The 21539-nt window shown below is 59.3% G+C and carries 14 protein-coding genes, 7 tRNA genes, 2 rRNA genes, 1 pseudogene and 1 riboswitch; of the genes and pseudogenes, 19 read left to right on the forward strand and 5 right to left on the reverse strand.

The genetic code is table 11. From position 1 onward, the window contains the following. The first annotated feature begins 27 nt into the window (after positions 1 to 27). From astA to astE, 5 genes are read left to right on the forward strand one after another with little or no spacing between them, the layout of a single operon-like run. Positions 28 to 1062, forward strand: coding sequence for an arginine N-succinyltransferase (gene astA, locus HWQ56_RS07095; RefSeq protein ID WP_158156470.1), 1035 nt, complete (start codon positions 28 to 30; stop codon positions 1060 to 1062). Continuing rightward, on the forward strand, positions 1059 to 2522 hold the full coding sequence (astD, locus tag HWQ56_RS07100) for a succinylglutamate-semialdehyde dehydrogenase (RefSeq protein WP_176570108.1): 1464 nt from the start codon (positions 1059 to 1061) through the stop codon (positions 2520 to 2522). The genes astA and astD overlap by 4 nt, the downstream gene beginning before the upstream one ends. 37 nt (positions 2523 to 2559) lie before the next feature. Further along, the gene (astB, locus tag HWQ56_RS07105) at positions 2560 to 3909 is read left to right on the forward strand and encodes an N-succinylarginine dihydrolase (RefSeq protein WP_158156474.1); all 1350 of its coding nucleotides are present in this window, start codon (positions 2560 to 2562) and stop codon (positions 3907 to 3909) included. Between the two features lie 12 nt (positions 3910 to 3921). Next, on the forward strand, positions 3922 to 4206 hold the full coding sequence (locus HWQ56_RS07110; RefSeq protein WP_158156476.1) for a topoisomerase II: 285 nt from the start codon (positions 3922 to 3924) through the stop codon (positions 4204 to 4206). A 12-nt stretch (positions 4207 to 4218) separates the two neighbouring features. Continuing rightward, positions 4219 to 5205: a succinylglutamate desuccinylase gene (gene astE, locus HWQ56_RS07115; protein ID WP_158156478.1), complete on the forward strand. Its 987-nt coding sequence runs from the start codon at positions 4219 to 4221 to the stop codon at positions 5203 to 5205. A gap of 97 nt (positions 5206 to 5302) precedes the next feature. On the opposite strand, the gene HWQ56_RS07120 is transcribed toward astE, so the two are convergent. Then, positions 5303 to 5803 (reverse strand): 6,7-dimethyl-8-ribityllumazine synthase, encoded by a 501-nt coding sequence (locus HWQ56_RS07120; protein WP_158156480.1) that lies wholly within the window; start codon positions 5801 to 5803, stop codon positions 5303 to 5305. Positions 5804 to 5894: 91 nt separating this feature from the next. Next, positions 5895 to 6050, reverse strand: a riboswitch (FMN riboswitch). Positions 6051 to 6401: 351 nt separating this feature from the next. Here HWQ56_RS07120 and alaS point away from each other — a divergent pair. The 7 genes from alaS to HWQ56_RS07155 all read left to right on the forward strand — a co-directional run bounded on the left by alaS (position 6402) and on the right by HWQ56_RS07155 (position 11296). Continuing rightward, entirely contained in the window at positions 6402 to 9026 is a 2625-nt protein-coding gene (alaS, locus tag HWQ56_RS07125; RefSeq protein ID WP_158156482.1) for an alanine--tRNA ligase, read from the forward strand. A gap of 97 nt (positions 9027 to 9123) precedes the next feature. After that, positions 9124 to 10362, forward strand: coding sequence for an aspartate kinase (locus tag HWQ56_RS07130; RefSeq protein WP_158156483.1), 1239 nt, complete (start codon positions 9124 to 9126; stop codon positions 10360 to 10362). A gap of 90 nt (positions 10363 to 10452) precedes the next feature. Further along, positions 10453 to 10641, forward strand: coding sequence for a carbon storage regulator CsrA (gene csrA / locus HWQ56_RS07135; RefSeq protein WP_158156485.1), 189 nt, complete (start codon positions 10453 to 10455; stop codon positions 10639 to 10641). A gap of 71 nt (positions 10642 to 10712) precedes the next feature. Next, positions 10713 to 10803, forward strand: a tRNA-Ser gene (locus tag HWQ56_RS07140). 107 nt (positions 10804 to 10910) lie between these two features. Beyond that, a tRNA-Arg gene (locus HWQ56_RS07145) sits at positions 10911 to 10987 on the forward strand. A 77-nt stretch (positions 10988 to 11064) separates the two neighbouring features. Beyond that, a tRNA-Arg gene (locus tag HWQ56_RS07150) sits at positions 11065 to 11141 on the forward strand. Between the two features lie 78 nt (positions 11142 to 11219). Then, positions 11220 to 11296: transfer RNA gene (locus tag HWQ56_RS07155), tRNA-Arg, on the forward strand. A 76-nt stretch (positions 11297 to 11372) separates the two neighbouring features. Here HWQ56_RS07155 and HWQ56_RS07160 read toward each other — a convergent pair. Further along, the gene (locus tag HWQ56_RS07160) at positions 11373 to 11630 is read right to left on the reverse strand and encodes a hypothetical protein (RefSeq protein ID WP_176570109.1); all 258 of its coding nucleotides are present in this window, start codon (positions 11628 to 11630) and stop codon (positions 11373 to 11375) included. 319 nt (positions 11631 to 11949) lie between these two features. Here HWQ56_RS07160 and mgtE point away from each other — a divergent pair. After that, a pseudogene (mgtE, locus tag HWQ56_RS07165) lies at positions 11950 to 13391 on the forward strand (magnesium transporter). Between the two features lie 78 nt (positions 13392 to 13469). Here mgtE and HWQ56_RS07170 read toward each other — a convergent pair. Continuing rightward, a complete protein-coding gene (locus HWQ56_RS07170; protein ID WP_158158239.1) occupies positions 13470 to 13796 on the reverse strand; it encodes an Arc family DNA-binding protein in 327 nt (108 codons plus the stop codon). Between the two features lie 378 nt (positions 13797 to 14174). Here HWQ56_RS07170 and phnN point away from each other — a divergent pair, with 378 nt between their 5' ends. Continuing rightward, positions 14175 to 14765 carry a phosphonate metabolism protein/1,5-bisphosphokinase (PRPP-forming) PhnN gene (gene phnN / locus HWQ56_RS07175; RefSeq protein ID WP_158158238.1) on the forward strand — a complete coding sequence of 197 codons (591 nt, stop codon included), beginning with the start codon at positions 14175 to 14177 and terminating at the stop codon, positions 14763 to 14765. On the opposite strand, the gene HWQ56_RS07180 is transcribed toward phnN, so the two are convergent. Continuing rightward, the gene (locus HWQ56_RS07180) at positions 14740 to 14925 is read right to left on the reverse strand and encodes a PA3371 family protein (protein WP_158158237.1); all 186 of its coding nucleotides are present in this window, start codon (positions 14923 to 14925) and stop codon (positions 14740 to 14742) included. The genes phnN and HWQ56_RS07180 overlap by 26 nt on opposite strands. A gap of 10 nt (positions 14926 to 14935) precedes the next feature. Then, entirely contained in the window at positions 14936 to 15175 is a 240-nt protein-coding gene (locus tag HWQ56_RS07185) for a hypothetical protein (protein WP_176570110.1), read from the reverse strand. A 356-nt stretch (positions 15176 to 15531) separates the two neighbouring features. Here HWQ56_RS07185 and HWQ56_RS07190 point away from each other — a divergent pair. The 5 genes from HWQ56_RS07190 (at position 15532) to HWQ56_RS07210 (ending at position 21449) form a co-directional block, all read left to right on the forward strand. After that, positions 15532 to 15608 (forward strand) — tRNA-Arg (locus HWQ56_RS07190). Between the two features lie 940 nt (positions 15609 to 16548). After that, positions 16549 to 18085, forward strand: a 16S ribosomal RNA gene (locus HWQ56_RS07195). A gap of 84 nt (positions 18086 to 18169) precedes the next feature. Continuing rightward, a tRNA-Ile gene (locus HWQ56_RS07200) sits at positions 18170 to 18246 on the forward strand. A 10-nt stretch (positions 18247 to 18256) separates the two neighbouring features. Beyond that, positions 18257 to 18332: transfer RNA gene (locus tag HWQ56_RS07205), tRNA-Ala, on the forward strand. Between the two features lie 224 nt (positions 18333 to 18556). Further along, positions 18557 to 21449, forward strand: a 23S ribosomal RNA gene (locus tag HWQ56_RS07210). Together the 16S and 23S rRNA genes with 2 tRNA genes alongside form the textbook arrangement of a ribosomal RNA operon. Positions 21450 to 21539: the final 90 nt, after the last annotated feature.

Consider the following 21539-nt stretch of genomic DNA (forward strand, 5'->3'; position numbering starts at 1 on the left):
CCACTGCGGCTCGCGCAAGGAGAAAGCATGATCGTTCGTCCCGTACGCAGCAGCGACTTACCCGCGCTGATCGAGCTGGCCCGCAGCACCGGCACCGGCCTGACCACCTTGCCGGCCAACGAGGAGCGCCTGGCGCACCGGGTGGGCTGGGCCGAGAAGACTTTCCGGGGCGAAGCCGGCCGCGGCGACGCGGACTACCTGTTCGTGCTGGAAGACGATGCCGGCCAGGTGGTCGGCATTTCCGCCATTGCTGGCGCCGTCGGCCTGCGTGAGCCCTGGTACAACTACCGGGTGGGCCTGACCGTCAGCGCTTCCCAGGAACTGGACATCTACCGGGAAATTCCCACCCTGTTCCTGGCCAACGACCTGACCGGCAATTCCGAGCTGTGCTCGCTGTTCCTGCGCAGTGAACACCGCACCGGCCTCAACGGCCGCCTGCTGTCCAAGGCGCGCTTGATGTTCATCGCCGAGTTCCCGCAGCTGTTCGGCAAGAAGATCATCGCCGAGATGCGCGGCATGTCCGACGAGAACGGCCGCTCGCCGTTCTGGGAAAGCCTGGGCCGGCATTTCTTCAAGATGGAATTCAGCCAGGCCGACTACCTGACCGGCGTCGGCAACAAGGCATTCATTGCCGAACTGATGCCCAAGTTTCCGTTGTACACCTGCTTCCTGTCGGAAGCGGCGCGCAACGTCATTGGCCGTGTGCACACCGACACCGAGCCGGCGTTGACCATGCTCAAGGGCGAAGGCTTCAGCTACCAGGGCTATGTCGATATTTTCGATGCAGGCCCGGCCATCGAGTGCGAGACCACCAAGATCCGCGCCGTGCAGGACAGCGAAGCGCTGGTGCTGGCCATCGGTACCCCCGGTGACGATGCCACGCCATACGTGATTCACAACCGCAAGCGCGAAGACTGCCGGATCACCGCGGCACCCGCCCGTCAGGCGGCCGGCACCCTGGTGGTCGATCCGCTGACTGCCAAGCGTCTGCGCCTGAGCGCCGGCGACCAGGTACGCGCCGTGCCTTTGTCGCCCCAGGCCGGCCGGGAGGTACGTTCATGAGCACCTTGTACATCGCCGGCCAGTGGCTGGCAGGCCAGGGCGAAGCCCTGGAGTCGTTGAACCCGGTGACCCAGGCGGTGATCTGGCAAGGCCGCGCCGCCAGCGAGGCCCAGGTTGACCAGGCCGTGTTCGCTGCCCGTCATGCGTTCGTCAGCTGGGCCTCGCGGCCGTTGGACGAGCGCATCGGTGTCCTGGAAAAATTCGCCACCACGCTCAAGGCCCGTGCCGATGAACTCGCCCGCTGCATCGGTGAGGAAACCGGCAAGCCGTTGTGGGAAGCGGCTACCGAAGTGACCAGCATGGTCAACAAGGTCGCCATTTCGATCCAGAGCTACCGCGAGCGCACGGGCGAAAAGAGCGGGCCGCTGGCCGACGCCACCGCCGTGCTGCGTCACAAACCCCATGGCGTGGTCGCCGTGTTCGGCCCCTACAATTTCCCCGGTCACCTGCCCAATGGTCATATCGTGCCGGCGCTGCTGGCGGGTAACGCCGTGCTGTTCAAACCCAGCGAGCTGACCCCCAAGGTCGCCGAACTGACCGTGCAGTGCTGGATCGACGCCGGTTTGCCCGCCGGCGTGCTGAGCCTGTTGCAGGGCGCACGCGACACGGGTATCGCCCTGGCCGCCCACGACGGTATCGACGGCCTGTTCTTCACCGGCTCCAGCCGTACCGGCAACTCGCTGCACAACCAGTTCGCCGGGCGCCCGGACAAGATCCTGGCCTTGGAAATGGGCGGCAACAACCCGCTGGTGGTGGAAGAAGTCCAGGACCTCGAAGCGGCGGTCTACACCATCATCCAGTCGGCGTTCATTTCCGCCGGGCAACGCTGCACCTGTGCCCGTCGCCTGATCGTGCCCGAAGGCGCGTGGGGTGACGGGCTGCTCAAGCGCCTGGTCGAGGTGGCGGGCAACCTGGTGGTGGGTGCCTACGACCAGCAACCGGCGCCATTCATGGGCTCGGTGGTGTCGCTGGCGGCCGCCCAGGCCTTGCTCGATGCCCAGGCCGGCCTGCTGGCCAAAGGCGCCACGGCGCTGCTGAGCATGACCCAGCCTCAACCGACGGCCGCGCTGTTGACCGCTGGCATCATCGATGTCACCCAGGTAAAGGAACGCGCCGACGAAGAGTGGTTCGGCCCGTTGCTGCAGGTTATCCGCTACGGCCGTTTCGACGCGGCCATCGCCGAGGCCAACAATACCCGCTACGGCCTGGCCGCTGGCCTGTTGTCGGACTCCGAGGCGCGTTACCAGCAATTCTGGCTGCAGAGCCGCGCCGGCATCGTCAACTGGAACAAGCAGTTGACCGGCGCTGCCAGCACGGCGCCATTCGGCGGCGTTGGCGCCTCGGGCAACCACCGCGCCAGCGCCTACTACGCCGCCGACTATTGCGCGTACCCGGTAGCCTCGTTGGAGGCCCCGCAGGTCAGCCTGCCGGCCAGCCTGACCCCGGGCGTGAAGCTGTGAGCGCGTGCATGACAATGAGATCGATGGAGCCTGCCTGATGAAAGCCTATGAAGTGAATTTTGATGGCCTGGTAGGGCCGACCCACAACTACGGTGGGTTGAGCTACGGCAACGTCGCCTCCCAGAGCAACAGCCAGCAGGCGTCCAATCCGCGGGAAGCGGCGCGCCAGGGTTTGGCGAAAATGAAAGCGCTGATGGACATGGGCTTCCAGCAAGGCGTGCTCGCCCCTCAGGAGCGCCCGGATGTAGCTGCCCTGCGTGCGCTGGGGTTCGGCGGCAGCGATGCTCAGGTGATCGAGCGCGCCGCGCGCGATGCCATGCCATTGTTGGTGGCCAGTTGCTCGGCATCGAGCATGTGGGTGGCCAATGCTGCCACGGTCAGCCCCAGCGCCGACACCGCCGACGGCCGCGTGCATTTCACTGCCGCGAACCTGAATTGCAAGTATCACCGCAGCATCGAGCACCCCACAACCAGCCGGGTGCTGGGGGCCATGTTTCGCGACGAGCGCCATTTTGCCCATCACGCGGCATTGCCTGCCGTTGGTCAGTTTGGTGATGAGGGGGCGGCCAACCACACGCGCTTCTGCCGCGACTACGGCGAGGCGGGCGTGGAGTTCTTCGTGTTCGGCCGCAGTGCGTTCGACACCCGCTACCCGGCACCGCAGAAATACCCGGCGCGCCAGACGCTAGAGGCGTCCCAGGCGGTCGCCCGGCTGCATGGCCTGAGCGAGGAGGGCGTGGTCTACGCTCAGCAGAACCCGGCAGTGATCGACCAGGGTGTGTTTCACAACGACGTGATCGCAGTGGGCAATGGCGAGCTGCTGTTCTACCACGAGGACGCCTTTGTCGACACCGCGCCGATGCTCGCGCAACTGCAGGCTAAACTGGCGAAAAGGGGCGGCCATTTCCAGGCGGTGTGCGTGCCACGCAGCCAGGTCGCGGTAGAGGACGCAGTGCGGTCCTACCTGTTCAACAGCCAGCTGTTGTCCCGTGCCGACGGCTCCATGCTGCTGATCGTGCCCGAGGAATGCCGGGCCAATGAGCGTGTCTGGCAGTACCTGCAGCAGTTGACCGCCCAGGGCGGGCCGATTGCCGAGGTCAAGGTGTTCGACCTCAAGCAGAGCATGCAGAACGGTGGTGGCCCGGCGTGCCTGCGCTTGCGTGTGGCGTTGAATGAAACCGAGCTGGCGGCGGTGAACCCGGGCGTGATCATGACCGCGCCGCTGTATGACACGCTCACCCAATGGGTGGACCGCCACTACCGCGACCGCCTCAGTGAAGCCGACCTGGCCGACCCGCAATTGCTGGTGGAGTGTCGCACGGCATTGGATGAACTGACGCAAATCCTTAAACTGGGCGCGGTTTACCCTTTCCAACTTCAACCTTGAGAGATTTTTCCCATGTCCGACGCCCTGCGGCTGATTCTTGAAGACACCGACGGCACCCAGCTGGAAACCTCCTGCACCCGCTTTGCCGTGGTCTGGCAAGGCAAGGAAGTATGGATCCAGCAGGACGGCCGCGGCCAGCTGCTGATCGGCGTGGACGTAGAGGAAGGCGATGCTGAATACGCCAACCTGCTGCTGCGCCCGCTGGCCACCAACCTGGTGAGCCTGCAACTGGAAATGGAGCCGGCCGACGCCGGTGAAGACGACGACCATGTACATGGTCCCGACTGCCAACACTAAGGACTGACGCCTATGCTCGCCCTCGGCAAGCTGCTTGAATTGACCCTCGCCGGCCGTGAGCCGGCAGAGAAAACTCAGCTGACCGTCGACGGCGTGCGCATGCGTTGGCTCGGCGAGGGGGCCCTCGAGGTTCGCCCTCCCGACGCCCGGGACAACGGCCTGGACCTGCTGCTGTCGGCGGGTATCCATGGCAATGAGACAGCGCCCATCGAACTGCTCGATGGCCTGTTGCACGACATCGCCCGCGGCGACCTCAAGCCGCGCGCCCGTATTCTGTTCCTGTTCGGCAACCCGGAAGCCATCCGGCGCGGCGAGCGTTACCTTGAACAGGACGTCAACCGCCTGTTCAACGGCCGGCACGAGCTCTCCAGCGGCCCCGAGGCCCTGCGCGCCTGCGAGCTGGAACGCCTGGCCGCCACCTTCTTCAGCGTGCCGGACCGCACCCGTCTGCATTACGACCTGCACACCGCCATCCGCGGCTCGAAGATCGAGCAGTTCGCCCTGTACCCGTTCAAGGAGGGCCGGGAGCATTCGTCCCATGAGCTGGCCCGGCTGGAAGCAGCGGGCATGGAAGCGGTGCTGCTGCAGAGCAAGCCGTCCATCACGTTCAGCGCCTACACCTACGAGCAGCTGGGCGCCGAAGCCTTTACCCTGGAGCTGGGCAAGGCGCGGCCGTTCGGCCATAACGAGCAGGTGAACCTGGCGCCGCTGGAAACCCGCCTGAAGCAGATCATTCAAGGCAACGAGCCTGACCTGGGCGAGCCGCGCCGCCTCAAGCAGTTCCGTGTGGCCCGCGAGGTCATCAAGCACAGCGATGCCTTCCGCCTGCACCTGCCGACGGACGTGGAGAATTTTTCGGAATTGCCCCAGGGCTATCTGCTGGCCGAAGACCTGGCCGAATGCCGCTGGATCGTGGAAGAGGAGGGGGCGCGCATCATCTTCCCCAACCCCAAGGTCAAGAACGGCTTGCGTGCGGGGATATTGATCGTGCCGGCGTGAGATCGGTGGCGTCTGTTTCCCGAGCTTCGCCCGGTCCCACAATGGAGGGTGTATACCTTGTGGGGCCGGGCGACGCTCGGGAGCAGGTCAGCGCAAATCAGGCGACCTTGTGCTGGGCGCTCAGGCGGCGCAGGGCGCGGACTTTCTGCAGGGTGTCGGCGCAGGTGTTGGCTGCCTCGTGGCCCTTGTGCAGGAAGTGCTTGAAGAAATAGTCGTGGTGTTCCTGGCCGTGGAAGTTGTGCGGTGTCAGTGACACCGAGAATACCGGCACTTCGGTTTCCAGCTGCACTTGCATCAGCGCGTCGACCACCGTGGCGGCAACGAAGTCATGGCGGTAGATACCACCGTCCACCACCAGCGCCGCGCCGACGATACCGGCGTAGCGGCCGGTCTTGGCCAAGAGTTTGGCGTGCAGCGGGATTTCAAACGCGCCGCCGACTTCATAGACGTCGATATCGCTTTCCTGGTAGCCCAGTTGGGTGATCTGCTCGACGAAGCCGATACGGGCCTGGTCGACAATATCCTTGTGCCAGCAAGCCTGAATGAAAGCGATGCGCTCGTTCGGGTGGCTTTTGCTGTCGATTGCGGTGGGTTGCATCTACGTTGACTCCTGTTTGTATGAAAAACAGGGCAGTTGGATCGAATGGGATTCAAGGGTACGCGGCCAGCCGTCGGCCCTTGGGTGCCAATCCCGTTCTCTCTTCATCCGGACTATGACCGTCGGCCCCGGAATCACACCGGGTCTGCTGACCTTGCCAGGCCTAAGCCTGCCAAGCGCTCGCGGGCTAGGCGCATTGCGCACCATTACCGCCGGTGGGGAATTGCACCCCGCCCTGAGAACGTTGCCGCCCATCGGTAGGCGGCGGGAAGATTTTTAACATACTTTTTTGCACTGTGCATCGCCAGAGCGCTAACCATTTAGTTGTAGGCGCCAAACTTTTGGTCAGCGCACACCCTTCGGTATGCCTGAAACTGGGCGGTGGGCGTGACGCGGCCAGGTCCGCTGCTACCGGGCGGTGCCTTGTGGAGGGGGGATTCAGGCATAAATTGACAGCCGGAGCCCCGATTGGCAGCCTGTGACGTATAAACACACTGTACCGCGGCCTCAGGGCCGATATAATGCGGCCCTTTGCCGTCGAAACGTCCAGTGACGTTTCGAACTGGCCTATGGCCGCAGCCTGTCGTGGAAGAATCTAATGAAAAGCGCAGAAATCCGTGAAGCCTTCCTTCGCTTCTTCGAGGAGCAAGGCCACACCCGTGTAGCCTCCAGCTCCTTGATCCCGGGCAATGACCCAACCCTGCTGTTCACCAACGCGGGCATGAACCAGTTCAAGGATTGTTTCCTGGGCCAGGAAAAGCGCGCCTACACCCGCGCGGTGAGCAGCCAGAAATGCGTGCGTGCCGGTGGCAAGCACAACGACCTGGAAAACGTCGGCTACACCGCCCGTCACCACACGTTCTTCGAAATGCTGGGCAACTTCAGCTTCGGTGACTATTTCAAGCGCGACGCCATCACCTTCGCCTGGACCTTCCTGACCTCGGACAAATGGCTGAACCTGCCCAAGGAAAAACTCTGGGTGACGGTTTACGCCAGCGATGACGAAGCCTACGACATCTGGACCAAGGAAGTCGGCGTGCCGGCCGAGCGCATGGTGCGCATCGGTGACAACAAGGGCGCCCCGTACGCTTCCGACAACTTCTGGACCATGGGCGATACCGGCCCGTGCGGCCCTTGCACCGAGATCTTCTACGACCACGGCGCCGACATCTGGGGCGGCCCACCCGGCTCGCCGGAAGAAGACGGCGACCGCTACATCGAGATCTGGAACAACGTCTTCATGCAGTTCAACCGTACCGCCGACGGCGTGCTGCACCCGCTGCCAGCCCCGTCGGTGGACACCGGCATGGGCCTGGAGCGCATCAGCGCCGTGCTGCAGCACGTGCACTCGAACTACGAGATCGACCTGTTCCAGAGCCTGCTGGCCTCGTCGGCCCAGGCCATCGGTTGCACCAACGACAACCAGCCATCGCTGAAGGTGGTGGCCGACCACATCCGTTCCTGCGGTTTCCTGATCGCCGACGGTGTGCTGCCGTCCAACGAAGGCCGCGGCTACGTGCTGCGCCGCATCATTCGTCGCGCCTGCCGCCACGGCAACAAGCTGGGCGCCAAGGGCAGCTTCTTCTACCAGATCGTCGCCGCGCTGGTGGCCGAGATGGGCGAAGCCTTCCCTGAGCTCAAGGCGCAGCAGGCGCACATCGAGCGCGTGCTCAAGGCCGAGGAAGAGCAGTTCGCCAAGACCCTGGAGCAGGGCCTGAAGATCCTCGAAGCCGACCTGGCGACCCTCAAGGGTACCGTGGTACCGGGTGACGTGGTGTTCAAGCTGTACGACACCTACGGTTTTCCGATGGACCTGACCGGCGACATCGCCCGTGAGCGTAACCTGACCCTGGACGAAGTCGGCTTCGAACGCGAAATGGAAGCCCAGCGCGTGCGCGCTCGCTCCGCCAGCTCGTTCGGCATGGACTACAACGCCCTGGTCAAGGTCGACGTACCTACCGTGTTCACCGGTTACGCCGGCCACCAGGGTGCTGCCAAGGTCGTGGCCCTCTATAAGGACGGCGCGGCCGTGCAGCAACTGGCTGAAGGCGAAGAGGGCGTGGTCATTCTCGACCAGACGCCGTTCTACGGCGAATCCGGTGGCCAGGTCGGCGACCGCGGCTACCTGCTGGCCGGCAATGGCCGCTTCGACGTGCGCGACACCACCAAGACCGGTGGCGCGTTCCTGCACCACGGCGTGGTCTCGCTGGGCAACCTGAGCGTGGGTGCCGAGTTGACCGCCCAGGTCGACGGCGACATGCAGCACGCCACCTCGCTGAACCACTCCGCCACCCACCTGCTGCACGCGGCTTTGCGCCAAGTGCTGGGTGACCATGTGCAGCAGAAAGGCTCGCTGGTGGACAGCCAGCGCCTGCGTTTCGACTTCAGCCACTTCGAGGCCATCAAGCCGGAGCAGATCAAGGCGCTGGAAGACATCGTCAACGCCGAGATCCGCAAGAACACCCCGGTTCAAACCGAAGAAACCGACATCGAGACCGCCCGCGCCAAGGGCGCCATGGCCCTGTTCGGCGAGAAGTACGGCGACCAGGTGCGCGTCCTGACCATGGGCGGCGACTTCTCCGTCGAGCTGTGTGGCGGTATCCACGCCAACCGTACCGGCGACATCGCCCTGTTCAAGATCATTAGCGAAGGCGGCGTGGCCTCGGGCGTGCGCCGTATCGAAGGCATCACCGGCGCTGCTGCGCTGGCCTACCTGAACGGTGCCGAAGAGCAGCTCAAGGAAGCCGCGCAGCTGGTCAAGGGTAGCCGCGACAACCTGATCGACAAGCTGTCGGCGGTGATCGAGCGCAACCGCCAGCTGGAGAAACAGCTGGAGCAACTGCAGGCCAAGGCCGCTAGCGCCGCCGGCGACGACCTCTCGGCCGCGGCCGTGGACGTCAAGGGCGTCAAGGTGCTGGCTGCGCGCCTGGACGGCCAGGACGGCAAGGCGCTGCTGGCGCTGGTCGACCAGTTGAAGAACAAGCTGGGCGAGGGCGTGATCCTGCTCGGTGGCGTGCATGAGGAAAAAGTCGTGCTGGTGGCCGGCGTCACCAAGGCGCTGACTTCGAAACTGAAGGCTGGCGACTTGATGAAGCAGGCTGCCGCGGCAGTCGGCGGCAAGGGCGGCGGGCGTCCGGACATGGCCCAGGGCGGCGGCGTCGACGCCGGCGCGCTGGACGCGGCCCTGGCCCTGACCGTGCCGTTTGTCGAACAAGGTCTCTGATTCACCCTCGCGGGGGCCAGTGGTCTAGTCACTGGCCCCCGCGTTGTAGCGTTTGAATGTTTAATGGGCGCCCTTCACGGGCTGAGGCGGCTTTGAAATGGCTTTGATCGTACAAAAATTCGGAGGCACCTCCGTCGGCACTGTCGAGCGTATCGAACAGGTGGCCGAGAAGGTTAAGAAATTCCGCGAAGCCGGCGACGACCTGGTGGTGGTACTGTCTGCCATGAGCGGCGAAACCAATCGCCTGATCGAATTGGCCAAACAGGCCAGTGGCGGCGACCAGCCGGTCCCGCGTGAGCTGGACGTGATCGTGTCCACCGGTGAACAGGTCACCATCGCATTGCTGGCGATGGCTCTGATCAAGCGTGGCGTGCCGGCGGTGTCCTACACCGGCAACCAGGTGCGTATTCTCACCGACAGCTCGCACACCAAGGCGCGCATCCTGCAGATCGACGACCAGAAGATCCGTTCCGACCTCAAGGCCGGTCGGGTCGTGGTCGTGGCGGGCTTCCAGGGCGTGGACGAGCACGGCAACATCACCACCCTGGGCCGCGGCGGCTCCGACACCACCGGTGTCGCCCTGGCTGCTGCGCTCAAGGCGGATGAGTGCCAGATCTATACCGACGTCGACGGTGTCTACACCACCGACCCGCGTGTGGTGTCCACGGCCCAGCGCCTGGACAAGATCACCTTTGAAGAGATGCTGGAAATGGCCAGCCTCGGTTCCAAGGTGCTGCAGATTCGCGCGGTGGAATTCGCCGGCAAGTACAACGTCCCGCTGCGCGTATTGCACAGCTTCCAGGAGGGTCCGGGCACCCTCATTACCATCGATGAAGAGGAATCCATGGAACAGCCGATCATTTCCGGCATCGCTTTCAACCGCGATGAGGCCAAGCTGACCATCCGTGGCGTGCCAGATACCCCTGGCGTGGCGTTCAAGATCCTGGGCCCCATCAGCGCCGCCAACATTGAAGTGGACATGATCGTGCAAAATGTTTCGCACGATAACACCACCGACTTCACCTTCACCGTGCACCGCAACGACTACCAGTCGGCCTTGCAGGTGCTGGAGAACACCGCTCGCGAGATCGGTGCACGCCAGACCATCGGTGACACCAAGATTGCCAAGGTGTCGATCGTCGGCGTCGGCATGCGCTCCCACGCGGGCGTCGCCAGTCGCATGTTCGAAGCGCTGGCCAAGGAGAGCATCAACATCCAGATGATCTCCACGTCCGAGATCAAGGTGTCGGTGGTGATCGAAGAGAAGTACCTGGAGCTGGCTGTGCGCGCGTTGCACACCGCTTTTGAACTGGACGCTGCCCGCCAGGGCGAATAAAGGCGTCTGCCCAGAAGGCGCGGCTCTGCCGCGCCTTTTGCTTTTTTACAGACCGTGTTGTTCCCCACGCAGTGGGTGAGGAGAGAGGTAATGCTGATTTTGACTCGTCGGTGCGCGGAAAGTCTGGTGATTGGTGATGGCGAGATCACCGTGACCGTGCTCGGCGTCAAAGGCAATCAGGTGCGTATTGGCGTGAACGCCCCCAAAGAGGTGGCTGTTCACCGCGAGGAAATCTACCTGCGGATCAAGCAGGAGAAGGACGAGGAACCAAGTGCTTAATTAATTTAGGTTTTTTTGAAAAAAGTGCTTGCGTCAGAAAGGGGCTATCGATAATATACGCCCCGTGTTGCGGAGAGCTGGCCGAGTGGCCGAAGGCGCTCCCCTGCTAAGGGAGTACACCTCAAAAGGGTGTCGGGGGTTCGAATCCCCCGTTCTCCGCCATTATTTCTTTAGGGCGTTGAAAGCTGGCTTTTTAGGTAAGTTGTTGAAATTACTGAAAAAAGTGCTTTACAAAAAGTTTCAACGAACTATGATGCGCGGCAACATATGCACTCGTAGCTCAGCTGGATAGAGTACTCGGCTACGAACCGAGCGGTCACAGGTTCGAATCCTGTCGAGTGCACCATTTAAGAGTCTGTTTCGGTAACGAAAGAGTCTTCTTGCAACAAACCAGAGGTGATCTGGTCCATCAAGTACCATCGTGCACTCGTAGCTCAGCTGGATAGAGTACTCGGCTACGAACCGAGCGGTCACAGGTTCGAATCCTGTCGAGTGCACCATTTTACGAAGTCTGTTTCGGCAACGAAAGAGTCTTCTGCAACAACCAGAGGTGATCTGGTCTACCAAGCGCCAACCTTGCACTCGTAGCTCAGCTGGATAGAGTACTCGGCTACGAACCGAGCGGTCACAGGTTCGAATCCTGTCGAGTGCACCATACAAGTGAAAGCCCGCCTTCTTCTGAAGGCGGGCTTTTTGCTTTTCAGGTTTTTCTTCACACGCCGTCAATGGCTTTATTCCTCGCTCATTCGTCGCAGGTCCTGGTCTTGCCGCCTGCGTTCCTCGCGCTCCCGCGCAGCCGTTCGTTCGCTGTCGCTGGTCAGGAATGGGTGGTAGGCCCTGTACAGGCTGTGCTGCGTTCCAGGCGGGCACTGCAGCGTGGTGAAGGTCAATTGCCCGTCATCATCCTCGCAGCGCGACACGGTCTGGCCTGAGGCCTCCAGGGCAGGGCAGGCCAGCAGCAGGCCGGCCAGGCAGTGGGCAGCTTTCATCGAACGTCCTCCATGACAGGGTGGTCGAAAGCCTAGCGCGGTTTTTTCGAGCGGGCGCGGGTGCTTTTCTTTCCGCATGCGTCGTCCCACCGAGCGATGTTGGCAAGGTGCCGAGCTTTCGTGCGCAAGCTTTTGTTCTTGCCAGATTTTTTCGCATTAAAAGCCTGCAGGCGGTGTATCATTGCGCCCGTCAGCCCCGCCGGGGCTTTGGACCCTATCCATGGACTTACCCAGTAGTTACTCAATAGCTCGCTGCACCTATCAAGAATCGACCGATTGAACCTCTGGCGTACTCCGCTGCTGGGGGTGGAGTTCGCCTATGACTGAAGTAGAAGTAAAAAAGCCGCAAGACAGCCTGCAGGATCGCCTGGCCCAGGTGGTCGAATTGCTGCAGCGCCAGCGTGTGGTCGAAGACCTGACGCACCGCCAGGAAGGCCAGCATGGCGAGCTGGTGGAAAACCTGGTGCACCGGCAGAACCTCGTCGAGCTGCAACGCAAGCTCGATGACCTGCACTCTGCCGACGTTGCCTACATCCTCGAAGCCTTGCCCCTGGAAGATCGCCTGACGGTCTGGCAGTTGGTGAAGGTCGAGCGCGATGGCGACATTCTCCTTGAAGTATCCGACTCGGTGCGCGAAACCCTGATCGCCGACATGGACGATCACGAGCTGCTGGCCGCCGCGCGGGAGATGGACGCCGACGAGCTCGCCGACCTGGCCCCAGAACTGCCCCGAGACGTCGTCCACGAGCTGATGGAAAGCCTCGATGCCCAGCAGCGCGAGCGTGTGCGCTCGGCCCTGAGCTACGACGAGGAGCAGGTGGGTGCGCTGATGGACTTCGAGATGGTCACCATCCGCGAAGACGTCAGCCTGGAAGTGGTGCTGCGCTACCTGCGCCGCCTCAAGGAGTTGCCGGGCCATACCGACAAGCTGTTCGTCGTCGATCATGACGGTGTGCTCAAGGGCGTGCTGCCGATCAAGCGCCTGCTGGTCAATGACCCGGAGAAGCAGGTGGCCGACGTCATGGCCAACGACCCCGTGTCGTTCCACCCTGACGAAGACGCCTATGATGCTGCCCAGGCCTTCGAGCGCTACGACCTGATCTCGGCACCGGTGGTCGACAAGAACGCCCGCCTGATCGGCCGACTGACCATTGACGAGATGGTCGACCTGATTCGCGAGGAGAGCGAGACCGAAGTCCTCAACATGGCTGGTCTGCGCGAAGAAGAAGACATCTTCGCCTCGGTGTGGCGCTCGTTGCGCAACCGCTGGTCATGGCTGGCCATCAACTTGATCACTGCGTTCGTGGCCTCGCGGGTTATCGGCCTGTTCGAAGGTTCCATCGAACGCCTGGTGGCCCTGGCGGCGCTGATGCCGATCGTGGCCGGTATCGGTGGCAACTCCGGCAACCAGACCATCACCATGATCGTGCGCGCCATGGCTTTGGACCAGGTCAGCCCCGGCAACACCTCGCGCTTGCTGCGCAAGGAATTGGCGGTATCGTTGATCAACGGCATTATCTGGGGGGTGTGATCGGCGTCGTTGCCTACATGCTGTATGGCAGTTGGTCACTGGGTGTGGTGATGACCGCCGCCATGACCCTCAACCTGCTGTTGGCCGCTTTCATGGGCGTATTGATCCCCATGACGCTGGCCAAGTTCGGCCGCGACCCGGCCATGGGCTCCAGCGTGATGATCACCGCCATGACCGACAGCGGCGGTTTCTTCATCTTCCTAGGCCTGGCCACGCTGTTCCTGATGTAGCCCGGATGCCCGGCTTGATCGCCGCCCACAAAAAAAGCCAGCTTAGCGCTGGCTTTTTTCATGGGCAGTGGCAGACGCTCACGAGGCGTCGGCGGCGGCCTCGGCATTGTGGTCGATCAACGACACCAGCGCATTCTGCTGGCGGTGCGACAGTTGGCGGAAGCGTTGCAGCAGTTCGCGCTCGTGCAACGACAGCTCGGGGCTGTCCAGGCGCATGCTCAGTTCTTCGCCCAGGGCGCCTTCCTGAATAAGGCTCTGCTCCAGGCGGGCGATGATTTCCGAGTTCATGCTACGGTGATGATTACGAGCTACCTCTGCAATGCGCTCACGCATTCCATCGGGAAGGCGTACGACGAATTTGTCAGCCGTACGGCTGGAGTAAATAGCCTGTTTCAATGGGCGCATATATTTGACCGTTTAGTTCAGGGGGAGCGGTTCTCGAAATTAGCCGCACGATGTGTTTACGACAGTCGCTACAGCAAAAGTTCAACCCGAATTGTGAAAGAGGCTTCTATGATGCCTCATAGTCGCCATTTCATTGGCGCCAATTCTGTGACAAATATTGAACTGAATGAGGGCTTTTTGCCAGCACCAATTGTCGAAAATGCGTACTGGTTTGAAAATCCCCACTGCCCGCTAACCGTCGTTTCTCGTCCACGCCACCTCAAGAGGTGCTCTGGCTCGTCGGGTGCAACCTGTGCACAATGACGCGCGAGCTACCCTAAGATTGAGCATAGTGGCATTTTGGCAGGTTGCCAGCATGACGCCATACAGGGCGATAAGATGTCAGGACGTGTGATTTACCTCATGGGCCCCTCGGGTTCAGGCAAGGACAGCATCATCGAAGCGGCGCGTGCCGCGTTGGCCCAAGTGGGTGTACAGGTGGCGCGGCGCATCATTACCCGGTCTGCCGAAGCAGTCGGTGAAGACGCTATAGGCGTTAGCCCTGATGCGTTCGCGCGGATGCGCGAGGCGGGCGAGTTTGCCATGGACTGGCAGGCCAATGGTTTGCAATATGGTATCGGTGCTGACATCAACGCACGGCTCACTCGCGGGCAGCACGTGCTGGCCAACGGCTCGCGGGCCTGGCTACCCCATGCGTTGCAGCGTTATCCCGACCTGTTGCCGGTGCTGGTCACGGTCGACACGCGGGTCCTGCGCCAACGCCTGCTGGCCCGCGGCCGGGAAAGCGTGCACGACATCGAACAGCGCCTGGCGCGCAATGAGCGGCTTCAGGCGGATGCCGGACAGTGGAAAGAGGGAGGCGTGCGCATCGAAGCGCTGGACAACTCCGCCGACCTTGCGTCAGCGGTGCAGCGCCTGCTGGCGCTGCTGGCGCGTCATGGCATCAACGCAACGACGGGTCGAACTTGATCTTGCGGCCGCGGAACAGGGCCAACAGCAACAATACGCCAGCCACGCCGCTGACGGTGCCCATCAGGGCGCTGGCCTGACCGGCGTCCGGTGGCAGCGTTACCGCGGCCAGGAAACTGGCGATGGCGACCAGAAAAAAGGCCCATGCGCTTTTGGACATGTGCTGCTCCTCAGAAGGTAAAGCGGTCAATGTGATGCACCGGTGTTGCTTCGCCTTCATCCGGCTGCGATGTCAACACCGGCATCCCTCGGCTCGGGTTCATGTCAGCCAGCTGTGGAGCGTGGCGCGGCATGAAGTGTTCGGCCTGAACAGGCGCCAAGGCCGCATCCGGCTGCTTGGCATCGTGGAAGTGAAAAGCGACCAGGGCTACAAGCGCCAGCGTGTTCATGGCTAAGAGGGTGCTGTTCATTGGGCTTGTCTCCGTGAAGGTGAAGGGCTGCCTGGCCACTTTTTATAGGAGTGACTACAGCAGGCCTCGTGCCAACTCGGTCTTGGCATTAAAACCCAATGATTTCAGTAGTTTACAGGGTTTTCAAAACGATGGCAGGTTGCAATCTGCAAGATGGCCAATTGGCAGCCTTGCAAAATGCACGAACCGGCTTAGCGCCCGTGGTAGACGGGCTGCGCTGGAATCGCAAAAAGTTCCCTTCGTGAAGGCGGTTGCCTACAGGCACAAAGGTCACGGATGACATGACAAACGCAGGCGGGCTGGGTAACATGCACGCCGTCCGTCGCGCTGCCGGTTCCTGGTAGCGCTCAACGCATGTCTCAGTAGCTCAATTGGATAGAGCGTCCCCCTCCTAAGGGGAAGGTTGGCAGTTCGAACCTGCCCTGGGACACCATAGAATTCATTGTCTTCATTTATGCGGATTGCATAAAGGCCGCTAGGTGCTTGTCTTGAGGTTGCATGAAGGCCTCCAGATGCATGTCTGGAGGTTGCATGAAAGCCTCCAGGCGCATGTCTTGGGCTTTCTGGCGCCCTTGAGATCGAGCGCCGCCCGCGCGGCGCTTCCCGGGCAAGCCCGGTCCCACGTCGGTTTCGGGCCAGTTTTGTCTGTGCCATTACCTTGTCCGCCCTGTTCTTTCACTGGAGATTTGTAGCGAACAAACAAGGCGGTCGAGGAGATCTCACAGGCATAACTGGCCCGAAACCGATGTGGGACCGGGCTTGCCCGGGAAGCGCCGCGCGGGCGGCGCTCGATGTCATGAGGCATGAAGATCCCCAGGCAGGCACCTGGCGGCCTTTATAGGGTGCCAAGCGGGGAAGCTCTTGATCTTTATGACAATTTGTTGAAATCAGTGCTTGACGCCCCCACAGATCTCTCTATAATTCGCCCCACTTCCGGCGCAGACCAAACGGAAAACTCCTTGATAATCAAGAAGTTAACCAAAGTAGCCCGCTCCGAAGTGTTTCGATTTTAATGTCGAAAGCGGTGAAAAAGGCAGTTGACAGCGACTCAAATCGCTGTAGAATTCGCCTCCCGCTAACGAGAGATCGAAGCGAGTCAAGTGGTTGAAGTTGTTAGAGATTCTCTGAAAAACTTCAAAATAAACGCTTGACACACTCTGAGGAAAGCGTAGAATGCGCGCCTCGGTTGAGACGAAAGAATCAACCCACCGCTCTTTAACAACTGAATCAAGCAATTCGTGTGGGTGCTTGTGACTCAGACTGATAGTCAAAAAGATTATCAGCATCATAAGTTACTCCGCGAGAAATCATGGTTTAACCAACGATTGCTGAGCCAAGTTTATAGGGTTTTCTCAAAACCCGATTGCAGTATTGAACTGAAGAGTTTGATCATGGCTCAGATTGAACGCTGGCGGCAGGCCTAACACATGCAAGTCGAGCGGATGAAGGGAGCTTGCTCTCTGATTCAGCGGCGGACGGGTGAGTAATGCCTAGGAATCTGCCTGGTAGTGGGGGACAACGTTTCGAAAGGAACGCTAATACCGCATACGTCCTACGGGAGAAAGCAGGGGACCTTCGGGCCTTGCGCTATCAGATGAGCCTAGGTCGGATTAGCTAGTTGGTGAGGTAATGGCTCACCAAGGCGACGATCCGTAACTGGTCTGAGAGGATGATCAGTCACACTGGAACTGAGACACGGTCCAGACTCCTACGGGAGGCAGCAGTGGGGAATATTGGACAATGGGCGAAAGCCTGATCCAGCCATGCCGCGTGTGTGAAGAAGGTCTTCGGATTGTAAAGCACTTTAAGTTGGGAGGAAGGGTTGTAGATTAATACTCTGCAATTTTGACGTTACCGACAGAATAAGCACCGGCTAACTCTGTGCCAGCAGCCGCGGTAATACAGAGGGTGCAAGCGTTAATCGGAATTACTGGGCGTAAAGCGCGCGTAGGTGGTTTGTTAAGTCGAATGTGAAATCCCCGGGCTCAACCTGGGAACTGCATCCGAAACTGGCAAGCTAGAGTATGGTAGAGGGTAGTGGAATTTCCTGTGTAGCGGTGAAATGCGTAGATATAGGAAGGAACACCAGTGGCGAAGGCGACTACCTGGACTGATACTGACACTGAGGTGCGAAAGCGTGGGGAGCAAACAGGATTAGATACCCTGGTAGTCCACGCCGTAAACGATGTCAACTAGCCGTTGGGGTCCTTGAGACTTTAGTGGCGCAGCTAACGCATTAAGTTGACCGCCTGGGGAGTACGGCCGCAAGGTTAAAACTCAAATGAATTGACGGGGGCCCGCACAAGCGGTGGAGCATGTGGTTTAATTCGAAGCAACGCGAAGAACCTTACCAGGCCTTGACATCCAATGAACTTTCCAGAGATGGATTGGTGCCTTCGGGAACATTGAGACAGGTGCTGCATGGCTGTCGTCAGCTCGTGTCGTGAGATGTTGGGTTAAGTCCCGTAACGAGCGCAACCCTTGTCCTTAGTTACCAGCACGTTAAGGTGGGCACTCTAAGGAGACTGCCGGTGACAAACCGGAGGAAGGTGGGGATGACGTCAAGTCATCATGGCCCTTACGGCCTGGGCTACACACGTGCTACAATGGTCGGTACAGAGGGTTGCCAAGCCGCGAGGTGGAGCTAATCTCACAAAACCGATCGTAGTCCGGATCGCAGTCTGCAACTCGACTGCGTGAAGTCGGAATCGCTAGTAATCGCGAATCAGAATGTCGCGGTGAATACGTTCCCGGGCCTTGTACACACCGCCCGTCACACCATGGGAGTGGGTTGCACCAGAAGTAGCTAGTCTAACCTTCGGGAGGACGGTTACCACGGTGTGATTCATGACTGGGGTGAAGTCGTAACAAGGTAGCCGTAGGGGAACCTGCGGCTGGATCACCTCCTTAATCGACGACATCAGCTGTATCATGAGCTCCCACACGAATTGCTTGATTCATTGAAGAAGACGATATCGGTAACAGCTCTTAACTGGGTCTGTAGCTCAGTTGGTTAGAGCGCACCCCTGATAAGGGTGAGGTCGGCAGTTCGAATCTGCCCAGACCCACCAGTTTCTTGTTGGGGCCATAGCTCAGCTGGGAGAGCGCCTGCCTTGCACGCAGGAGGTCAGCGGTTCGATCCCGCTTGGCTCCACCATCCTTTGTTACCTTGTCAAAGCTTAGAAATGAATATTCGGATCGAATATTGATTTCTGAACTTTATCAGAATCGTTCTTTAAAAATTTGGGTATGTGATAGAAAGATAGACTGAACGTTACTTTCACTGGTAACGGATCAGGCTAAGGTAAAATTTGTGATTCAAATTGCAAATTTTCGGCGAATGTCGTCTTCACAGTATAACCAGATTGCTTGGGGTTATATGGTCAAGTGAAGAAGCGCATACGGTGGATGCCTTGGCAGTCAGAGGCGATGAAAGACGTGGTAGCCTGCGAAAAGCTTCGGGGAGTCGGCAAACAGACTGTGATCCGGAGATGTCTGAATGGGGGAACCCAGCCATCACAAGATGGTTATCTCAAGCTGAATACATAGGCTTGAGAGGCGAACCAGGGGAACTGAAACATCTAAGTACCCTGAGGAAAAGAAATCAACCGAGATTCCCTTAGTAGTGGCGAGCGAACGGGGACCAGCCCTTAAGTTGATTTGAGATTAGCGGAACGCTCTGGAAAGTGCGGCCATAGTGGGTGATAGCCCTGTACGCGAAAATCTCTTGTCAATGAAATCGAGTAGGACGGAGCACGAGAAACTTTGTCTGAATATGGGGGGACCATCCTCCAAGGCTAAATACTACTGACTGACCGATAGTGAACTAGTACCGTGAGGGAAAGGCGAAAAGAACCCCGGAGAGGGGAGTGAAATAGATCCTGAAACCGTATGCGTACAAGCAGTGGGAGCAGACTTCGTTCTGTGACTGCGTACCTTTTGTATAATGGGTCAGCGACTTATATTCAGTGGCGAGCTTAACCGAATAGGGGAGGCGTAGCGAAAGCGAGTGTTAATAGCGCGTTTAGTCGCTGGGTATAGACCCGAAACCGGGCGATCTATCCATGGGCAGGTTGAAGGTTGGGTAACACTAACTGGAGGACCGAACCGACTACCGTTGAAAAGTTAGCGGATGACCTGTGGATCGGAGTGAAAGGCTAATCAAGCTCGGAGATAGCTGGTTCTCCTCGAAAGCTATTTAGGTAGCGCCTCATGTATCACTGTAGGGGGTAGAGCACTGTTTCGGCTAGGGGGTCATCCCGACTTACCAAACCGATGCAAACTCCGAATACCTACAAGTGCCGAGCATGGGAGACACACGGCGGGTGCTAACGTCCGTCGTGAAAAGGGAAACAACCCAGACCGTCAGCTAAGGTCCCAAAGTCATGGTTAAGTGGGAAACGATGTGGGAAGGCTTAGACAGCTAGGAGGTTGGCTTAGAAGCAGCCACCCTTTAAAGAAAGCGTAATAGCTCACTAGTCGAGTCGGCCTGCGCGGAAGATGTAACGGGGCTCAAACCATGCACCGAAGCTACGGGTATCACCTTTTGGTGATGCGGTAGAGGAGCGTTCTGTAAGCCTGTGAAGGTGAGTTGAGAAGCTTGCTGGAGGTATCAGAAGTGCGAATGCTGACATGAGTAACGACAATGGGTGTGAAAAACACCCACGCCGAAAGACCAAGGTTTCCTGCGCAACGTTAATCGACGCAGGGTTAGTCGGTCCCTAAGGCGAGGCTGAAAAGCGTAGTCGATGGAAAACAGGTTAATATTCCTGTACTTCTGGTTATTGCGATGGAGGGACGGAGAAGGCTAGGCCAGCTTGGCGTTGGTTGTCCAAGTTTAAGGTGGTAGGCTGAGATCTTAGGTAAATCCGGGATCTTAAGGCCGAGAGCTGATGACGAGTTGTCTTTAGACGACGAAGTGGTTGATGCCATGCTTCCAAGAAAAGCTTCTAAGCTTCAGGTAACCAGGAACCGTACCCCAAACCGACACAGGTGGTTGGGTAGAGAATACCAAGGCGCTTGAGAGAACTCGGGTGAAGGAACTAGGCAAAATGGCACCGTAACTTCGGGAGAAGGTGCGCCGGTGAGGGTGAAGGACTTGCTCCGTAAGCCCATGCCGGTCGAAGATACCAGGCCGCTGCGACTGTTTATTAAAAACACAGCACTCTGCAAACACGAAAGTGGACGTATAGGGTGTGACGCCTGCCCGGTGCCGGAAGGTTAATTGATGGGGTTAGCTAACGCGAAGCTCTTGATCGAAGCCCCGGTAAACGGCGGCCGTAACTATAACGGTCCTAAGGTAGCGAAATTCCTTGTCGGGTAAGTTCCGACCTGCACGAATGGCGTAACGATGGCGGCGCTGTCTCCACCCGAGACTCAGTGAAATTGAAATCGCTGTGAAGATGCAGTGTATCCGCGGCTAGACGGAAAGACCCCGTGAACCTTTACTATAGCTTTGCACTGGACTTTGAATTTGCTTGTGTAGGATAGGTGGGAGGCTTTGAAGCGTGGACGCCAGTTCGCGTGGAGCCATCCTTGAAATACCACCCTGGCAACTTTGAGGTTCTAACTCAGGTCCGTTATCCGGATCGAGGACAGTGTATGGTGGGTAGTTTGACTGGGGCGGTCTCCTCCTAAAGAGTAACGGAGGAGTACGAAGGTGCGCTCAGACCGGTCGGAAATCGGTCGTAGAGTATAAAGGCAAAAGCGCGCTTGACTGCGAGACAGACACGTCGAGCAGGTACGAAAGTAGGTCTTAGTGATCCGGTGGTTCTGTATGGAAGGGCCATCGCTCAACGGATAAAAGGTACTCCGGGGATAACAGGCTGATACCGCCCAAGAGTTCATATCGACGGCGGTGTTTGGCACCTCGATGTCGGCTCATCACATCCTGGGGCTGAAGCCGGTCCCAAGGGTATGGCTGTTCGCCATTTAAAGTGGTACGCGAGCTGGGTTTAGAACGTCGTGAGACAGTTCGGTCCCTATCTGCCGTGGACGTTTGAGATTTGAGAGGGGCTGCTCCTAGTACGAGAGGACCGGAGTGGACGAACCTCTGGTGTTCCGGTTGTCACGCCAGTGGCATTGCCGGGTAGCTATGTTCGGAAAAGATAACCGCTGAAAGCATCTAAGCGGGAAACTTGCCTCAAGATGAGATCTCACTGGAACCTTGAGTTCCCTAAAGGGCCGTCGAAGACTACGACGTTGATAGGTTGGGTGTGTAAGCGCTGTGAGGCGTTAAGCTAACCAATACTAATTGCCCGTGAGGCTTGACCATATAACACCCAAGCAATTTGCGTCGAATGACCAGATTGCGGTGTTGTGAAGATGACATGCACCGAAAGTTTGCAGATTCACAAATACCATC

This window comes from Pseudomonas eucalypticola, from assembly GCF_013374995.1.
Taxonomy (GTDB): domain Bacteria; phylum Pseudomonadota; class Gammaproteobacteria; order Pseudomonadales; family Pseudomonadaceae; genus Aquipseudomonas; species Aquipseudomonas eucalypticola.

Coding starts and splice junctions, on each gene's coding strand:
- csrA (WP_158156485.1), top strand. CDS start 10,453: ATGCTGATTTTGACTCGTCGGTGCGCGGAAAGTCTGGTGATTGGTGAT.
- HWQ56_RS07160 (WP_176570109.1), bottom strand. CDS start 11,630: ATGAAAGCTGCCCACTGCCTGGCCGGCCTGCTGCTGGCCTGCCCTGCC.
- alaS (WP_158156482.1), top strand. CDS start 6,402: ATGAAAAGCGCAGAAATCCGTGAAGCCTTCCTTCGCTTCTTCGAGGAG.
- HWQ56_RS07120 (WP_158156480.1), bottom strand. CDS start 5,803: ATGCAACCCACCGCAATCGACAGCAAAAGCCACCCGAACGAGCGCATC.
- HWQ56_RS07185 (WP_176570110.1), bottom strand. CDS start 15,175: ATGAACAGCACCCTCTTAGCCATGAACACGCTGGCGCTTGTAGCCCTG.
- astE (WP_158156478.1), top strand. CDS start 4,219: ATGCTCGCCCTCGGCAAGCTGCTTGAATTGACCCTCGCCGGCCGTGAG.
- phnN (WP_158158238.1), top strand. CDS start 14,175: ATGTCAGGACGTGTGATTTACCTCATGGGCCCCTCGGGTTCAGGCAAG.
- astB (WP_158156474.1), top strand. CDS start 2,560: ATGAAAGCCTATGAAGTGAATTTTGATGGCCTGGTAGGGCCGACCCAC.
- HWQ56_RS07110 (WP_158156476.1), top strand. CDS start 3,922: ATGTCCGACGCCCTGCGGCTGATTCTTGAAGACACCGACGGCACCCAG.
- HWQ56_RS07130 (WP_158156483.1), top strand. CDS start 9,124: ATGGCTTTGATCGTACAAAAATTCGGAGGCACCTCCGTCGGCACTGTC.
- astD (WP_176570108.1), top strand. CDS start 1,059: ATGAGCACCTTGTACATCGCCGGCCAGTGGCTGGCAGGCCAGGGCGAA.
- astA (WP_158156470.1), top strand. CDS start 28: ATGATCGTTCGTCCCGTACGCAGCAGCGACTTACCCGCGCTGATCGAG.
- HWQ56_RS07170 (WP_158158239.1), bottom strand. CDS start 13,796: ATGCGCCCATTGAAACAGGCTATTTACTCCAGCCGTACGGCTGACAAA.
- HWQ56_RS07180 (WP_158158237.1), bottom strand. CDS start 14,925: ATGTCCAAAAGCGCATGGGCCTTTTTTCTGGTCGCCATCGCCAGTTTC.